Source organism: Streptomyces griseorubiginosus, from assembly GCF_017614965.1.
Lineage (GTDB): Bacteria > Actinomycetota > Actinomycetes > Streptomycetales > Streptomycetaceae > Streptomyces > Streptomyces griseorubiginosus_B.
The window spans coordinates 1-6,047 of record NZ_WVUG01000428.1; the positions used below are offsets into that span (position 1 = coordinate 1).

A 6,047-nucleotide genomic window follows, 5' to 3' on the forward strand; every position below is an offset into this window, starting at 1 on the left:
GCCGGGGACGGTGTACCGGTGCTGGACGGAGGCGGAGGACGCGCGTCTGCCGCGTTTCCCGGCGCCGGAGATCAAGGTGGCAGATCTGACGGCCTTCGCGCTCCAGGCGGCGTGCTGGGGCGATCCGGACGCGTCCGGGCTGGCGTTGCTGGATCCGCCGCCGGGCGGGGCGATGGCGGCGGCGCGGGGGGTGCTGACGGCGGTCGGTGCGGTCGACGCCGACGGTCGGGCCACGGAGCGGGGCGTGGTGCTGGCCCGGCTGGGGGTTCATCCACGTCTGGGGCGGGCGACGCTGGACACCTCCGGCGAGGGTGCCGAGACGGTGGCCCTGCTCTCGGAGGAGCCGCCACGGGAGTACGGCGACGATCTGGCGGCCGCGCTGCGAACGGCTCGGCGCGGGGGCGACGCGTATGCCGGAAGGTGGCGTGCGCAGGCGCGCAGACTGCGGACCCTGACGACCGGCCTCACCCACCCGACGCGGCCCGATGACGAAGCCGCCCCCTCCCCTTCGGGCGACGCCTCCGACGCGCTCGTCGGTGCTGTCGCCGCTCTCGCGTTTCCCGAGCGGGTCGCGAAGGCCGACGGGGGGTCGTATCTGATGGCGTCGGGGACGCGGGCCGAGCTCGGCGAGGGCAGTCCTCTGCGGGGCGCGCCCTGGATCGCCGTCGCGGTCGCCGATCGGCCCGTCGGCAAGGGGCACGCGCGTGTGCGGCTCGCCGCCGTGATCGACGAGGACGTGGCCCGGCGCGCCGCCGCTCCTCTGTACTCCGAGGCCGAGGAGGTCCACTGGGCCGACGGGGACGTCGTGGCCCGGCGCGTCGAGCGGCTGGGGGCGATCGAGCTGGCGGTGCGGCCGCTGAGGGACGCCGACCCCGTCCTCGTACGAGAGGCGCTGGTGGAAGGGCTGCGGCAGGAAGGGCTCGGCCTGGTGCGGTGGTCGCCCGCCGCCGTCGTCCTGCGGCAACGGCTCGCCTTTCTGCACCTGCACCTCGGGCGGCCCTGGCCCGACGTGTCCGACGACGCGCTGCACGCGCGCGTGGACGAGTGGCTGGAGCCGGAGTTGGGGCGGGCCCGGCGCCGGGCCGACCTCGCCCGGATCGACGCGGGCCAGGGGCTTGGCCGTCTGCTGCCCTGGGCCTCGGGAGAGGCGGGGCGGCTGGACGAGCTGGCGCCCGAGCGGATCACCGTACCGAGTGGGTCCGGAATCCGGATCGACTACTCCGACCCGGAACGGCCCGTGCTCGCCGTGAAGTTGCAGGAGATGTTCGGGCTGCACGAGTCGCCGGCGATCGCGGGGGTGCCGTTGCTGGTGCATCTGCTCTCCCCCGCCGGCCGGCCCGCCGCCGTCACCTCCGACCTCGCCTCCTTCTGGAAGGACGGTTACAAGGGAGTGCGTGCGGAGCTGCGCGGCCGGTATCCGAAGCATCCGTGGCCCGAGGATCCCGCGTCCGCCGAGCCGACCCGGCACACCAACGCGCGCCTCAGGCGCTGACCGGTTCCGGTGCCCGCTCCGTGGCCGGTTCCGGGTCGCCCGGGCGGCGGCTGCGGGCCTCCAGCCACAGGGCGAGCGCCAGCAGCAGGGTGCCGAGGACGAGGAAGCCCCAGGGCAGGTACGACGTCATCAGCAGGACGAGGGTGCGGTTGGACTTGACCAGGGCGACGGTGTGCCTGATGTAGTCCTCGCGCATCTTCACGTGCCCGGCGAAGGCGGTCACCTTGTCGCGGCCGCCGAGCAGGGTGCCGCCGCGCAGCTCCTCCTTGTGGATCTCCTCGCCGTAGACGGGGGCGCCGGTGACCGGCTCGACCCAGAACCTGCGGACCGTGGTGTACCAGCGGGTGGTGCCGGTCTTGGCGACGGACTGGGGGGTGATGCCCTTGACCGGCATCACCTTGGGGAACCTCACCTGGGTCCAGGGGATGGTCTGCTCGAAGTAGTAGACCTTCAGGCCGCGGAAGTCCTGGGTGCCCTTGTAGTGGATGGGGTTGGTGGTGCGGGTCTGGGCGTCGAAGTACTCGTAGTCCCGTTTCTGCGTCAGGAACGGGAACTTGAACTCGATGCCGGTCCGCTTCACCGGGTCGCCGTCGACCATCTCGCCACTCGCGTGGACCGGGGCCTGGCTGTGGGCGTCGAAGATGTAGCGCTCGGGGATCTGGGAGACCATCTTGCCGTCGGGTCCCTGTACGTAGGACAGGCCGTCCCAGACCACGACGTCCCGCCCTGCCGTCCGGTCGATCCGCCTGGCGGCCGCCACATCGCCCTTGAGGGTCTGCACGATGGTGACCTTCGGGACCGTGCGCGCCTTCATGGTGCCGTAGTCGAGCAGTGTCGCGTTCCTCGCCTCCAGTACCACGGCCTGGTACTGGTTGGCCGGGATCTTGGCCAGGCGCGGGAAGGCGTACCAGCGCAGCAGTGGGGACAGGGCCGCGAAGAACACGGCGAAGGCGAGCAGGACCAGACTGGCCTTGCGGCGCATCTCGGCCTCCCGGGCGGACGGCTACGGGTGTGCGGGCACCGTCGTCAGCAGCGGTTTGGGGGACGTCTTTCCCGTCGGCGTCCCCATCGCGGTGATCGTGAGGACCAGCGCGAACGCGACGGCGAGACCGGTCGCGGCGGCGATCAGGGCGCGCATGCCTGCCTCCCGACGGACGGAACTGATACATCGTCAGGTCCGGCACCGTAGCAACGGGTGGCCGAGATGAGAACACGTTGCACACACAACGACGGCGCCCCCTCCGCGAGGGGACGCCGTCGTCGTACGAAGGCTACGCGCTCGGGCTCGCGGACGGGCTCGGCGAGGGGCTCGCCGAGGAGTCGGCCGCGGCCACGTTCAGCTGGACGTTGAGCGTCGCGCCGCCGGCGGTGGTGATGCGCAGGATGAAGGTGCCGGTGGTGTCGTCGGAGTACAGCTGCGGCAGCTTCAGCAGACCGTTGGCATCCGTCTGAAGGCCCGTCAGGGTGCGCACGGTCTTGCCGTCGGCGTCCTTGAAGTAGGGGCCCTTGTCGTCCTCGGTCGGGTCGAGCACCGACTTGATGAGGGTGGCGGTGACACCGACCTTGTCGGCGACGGCGCCCTTGTAGGTGGCCTTCACCTCGACCTGGTCGGCGAACTGCCCGCCCGGGGTGCAGGTCAGCGCGGTGTCGCTGGTGCGGACGAGGGTGTCCGCGACGCGCTCGGTGACGCTCGCCTTGTAGTCGACGCCGGTGACCGCGCGGCCCACGACGGTGGCCCGGACGGTGAAGTCGCCCGTCTTCTCGCCCGCCTGGAGGGCGGGTGCGACGGCCACGCCGGAGTTGTTGGTGACGACCGTGGCGACCTTCTCGCCGCCGGTGAAGGCGGAGTCGGTCGTGCCGACAATGGTGAAGCGGACGCGGACCTTGGCGACGGCCTTGCCGGCCTTGGTCACGGCCTTGGTGCTGATCTTCTGGGTGAAGGCGTCCCCGGCCATCGCGGTGAGCTTCGCGGTGCCGGCGTCCGCCAGCCGGTCCACCGTGTCGGTGGGGGTGGGCGACGGGCCGCTCGGCGTGGACGGGTTGCTGGGGCTGGTACTGCCGCCTGGTGTGCTGGGGGTCGTGCTCGGCGTCGACTTGCCCGGCTTGGAGGGCGTGGTCTTGGAGCCGGACGTGTTCTTGGAGCCGGACGTGTTCTTGTCGTCGCTGCTGTGCGACGGGAGCGTGCCCGTGCCGTCCGGGATCTCGTGGGTGCCCTTGCGGTAGTACTCCAGCCACGACAGGACCAGGTTCAGGTAGTCCTGCGAGCCGTTGTAGCTGAGGATCGCGCTGTTGAGGTTCGACTGCTGGGACAGGTCCCAGTCGTTGCGGCACAGGTAGTGCGCGGCGGCGAGGGCGGCGTCGTAGACGTTGTTGGGGTCCTTGACCCCGTCGCCGTTGCCGTCCCGGCCCGCCCATGCCCAGGTCGAGGGGATGAACTGCATGGGGCCGACGGCCTGGTCGTACTGGCTGTTGCCGTCGTACCTGCCGCCGTCGGTGTCCTTGATCAGCGCGAAGCCGTTGCCGTCGAGCTGCGGGCCGAGGATCGGGGTGATGGTGGTGCCGTCGGCCGTGACCTCGCCGCCGCGGGCCTGGCCCGACTCGACCTTGCCGATGGCGGCGAGCAGTTGCCAGGGCAGGTTGCAGCCGGGCTTGGCCTCCTTCAGTGCCTGCTCGGCCTTCTTGTAGGCGTCGAGGACGGTCGCCGGGATGCCGGCCTCCGCCTCGCCCTGCGCGACCGGGGTGCCGCCGGCGCTCGGCGAGGCGCTGGGGCTGGGGTTGGGGCTGTCGAGCGGCGGCAGGTCCGTGTAGTACCGCGAGTTTCCGGTGGCGGTGCCGCTGTCGGCGGTCGCTTCGGGGGTCGGCTGCGCGTCCGCGGCGGTCTGTCTGCCGTGGTCGTCGACCGGCACCCCCGGAGCCTGGGACGCGGACAGTGCCGCCACCGCGACCGCTGCCACGGCCGTGGTCGCCGCACCCTTGGCCAGCCGCCTGCCGAATTGCGCCGCCATAGAGTGAAACCCTCCCGTGGACGCCCGAGCGCCCGTCTTTTGTCTGTGTCCTCGCCCTGTTGTGACGAGCGACCCACGGTGCTGGTTGCCCGCTCCGGGCTGTGACCCAGGCGACCCTACGACAACTTGCTTTCCAGGTGCACCCGTTCGTGCCCGGTTTTCACCAGTTGGCCATGTGGGGTTTGACCGGAACGGAGCCCGCATACTGGACCCTTCCGATCAACGTCGCCGCCGAGGAGGCCCGTTGCCGTTCACCCTGAGCCATGCGGCGGCGGTTCTGCCCGCCGTGCGCGCCGACGGAAGCGGGCGGGGACGACTGGTTCCGGCCGTTCTCGTGGCCGGTTCCTTCGCGCCCGACATGCCCTACTTCGCGGCGAGTGTCGTTTCCGGTGGCATGGAGTTCGGGTCGGTCACCCATTCCCTGGCCGGTGTCCTCACCGTCGACGTGCTGATCGCCTGGGCGTTGGTGGGGCTCTGGCTGCTGGTGCGCGAACCTCTGGTGGCGCTGCTGCCCCGGGCCCGGCAACCGCGCCCGGCCGCGCTGCTGCGCTGCGGGGCGCCACGCGCGCGGGTACGGCCGTCGGTGGTGGCCCGGTGGTACGGGTCGGCGGCGCTGGGCGCGCTGACGCATGTCGTGTGGGACGGGTTCACCCATCACGACCGGTTCGGGACAAGGCTGTTCCCCTCGCTGAACGACGTGGTCGCGGGCTTTCCCCTGTTCTGGTACCTCCAGTACGGCTCCTCCGTGCTCGCCGTGGTGGTGATCACCGGATGGCTGGTCCGAGCGCTGCGACGGGCACCCGCGACCCCGGCCCCGTCCGCGATTCCCGTGCTGTCGGCGCGGGACCGGTGGTGGGCCCTCGTGGTCGTCGGCGGGTGCGCCGGGGTCGGCGCGGTGGAGCGGGCGGCACGCTGGTGGGCGTACTGGGGGTCCACGGCGAAGCCCTGGGAACTGATCCCGGCGATCTGCTTCGGAGCGGGCGCGGGCCTGGTCCCGGGCCTGCTGCTGTACGCCACTGGGGTGCGGGTCTGGCGCCCGTCCCCGGAACCCGGCGAACCGAAGCACGTCAGCGTGGAGCGGAGCCGTCCGTCCGGCCGGTGAGAGGTCGAGCGGCGCTCCGGTCGGCCGGTGGCGTAGCGGGCGGCGCCGCCCCGACCGACACGATCCGGGCCTCGCCCGCCGCCAGACCGCCCGGCAGCCCGGCCACTCGGCAGCCCGGCCGCCCACGGAACCGAGCCGGCGTCCGGCCCGGCGGTGGGTGGCTCGGCGCGGAATCGGGCCATCCGGCCGGTCGGTGAAGTCGGGCGGGGCGCTCCGGCCGGCCCGTGGCCCCCGGGCGGTGCCGCCCCGATCGACACAGCCCGGGCCTCGCCCGCCGCCCGGCCGCCCGACCGCCTGGCAGCCCGGCGCCCGGCCACGCAACCGCCCACGGAACCGAGCCGGCGTCCGGCCCGGCGGTGGGTGGCTCGGCGCGGAATCGGGCCATCCGGCCGGTCGGTGAAGTCGGGCGGGGCGCTCCGGCCGGCCCGTGGCCCCCGGGCGGTGCCGC

5 protein-coding genes are annotated in these 6,047 nt (G+C 72.7%); 2 read left to right on the plus strand and 3 right to left on the minus strand.

Annotated features, from left to right (window positions below):
* Positions 1 to 1,492, plus strand: a 1,492-nt coding sequence (locus GRC12_RS40950; protein WP_280117590.1) for an ATP-dependent helicase C-terminal domain-containing protein, incomplete at its 5' end; no start/stop codon positions are given.
* On the opposite strand, the gene GRC12_RS40955 is transcribed toward GRC12_RS40950, so the two are convergent.
* From GRC12_RS40955 to GRC12_RS40965, 3 genes are all read right to left on the minus strand, one after another.
* Positions 1,482 to 2,474, minus strand: coding sequence for a DUF3068 domain-containing protein (locus GRC12_RS40955; RefSeq protein WP_208785527.1), 993 nt, complete (start codon positions 2,472 to 2,474; stop codon positions 1,482 to 1,484). The genes GRC12_RS40950 and GRC12_RS40955 overlap by 11 nt on opposite strands.
* Before the next feature lie 21 nt (positions 2,475 to 2,495).
* Positions 2,496 to 2,630 carry an SPW_0924 family protein gene (locus GRC12_RS40960; RefSeq protein ID WP_107416174.1) on the minus strand — a complete coding sequence of 45 codons (135 nt, stop codon included), beginning with the start codon at positions 2,628 to 2,630 and terminating at the stop codon, positions 2,496 to 2,498.
* A 133-nt stretch (positions 2,631 to 2,763) separates the two neighbouring features.
* Complete coding sequence (locus tag GRC12_RS40965) at positions 2,764 to 4,497, minus strand: lytic transglycosylase domain-containing protein (RefSeq protein ID WP_208785528.1); 1,734 nt, start codon at positions 4,495 to 4,497, stop codon at positions 2,764 to 2,766.
* 244 nt (positions 4,498 to 4,741) lie between these two features.
* On the opposite strand from GRC12_RS40965, the gene GRC12_RS40970 reads away from it, so the two are divergent.
* A complete protein-coding gene (locus GRC12_RS40970) occupies positions 4,742 to 5,599 on the plus strand; it encodes a DUF4184 family protein (protein ID WP_208785529.1) in 858 nt (285 codons plus the stop codon).
* Positions 5,600 to 6,047 lie beyond the last annotated feature (448 nt).

What these genes read in the sequence shown, in the direction of transcription:
- GRC12_RS40960 (WP_107416174.1), bottom strand. Translation starts at nt 2,630, where the DNA reads ATGCGCGCCCTGATCGCCGCCGCGACCGGTCTCGCCGTCGCGTTCGCG.
- GRC12_RS40965 (WP_208785528.1), bottom strand. Translation starts at nt 4,497, where the DNA reads ATGGCGGCGCAATTCGGCAGGCGGCTGGCCAAGGGTGCGGCGACCACG.
- GRC12_RS40955 (WP_208785527.1), bottom strand. Translation starts at nt 2,474, where the DNA reads ATGCGCCGCAAGGCCAGTCTGGTCCTGCTCGCCTTCGCCGTGTTCTTC.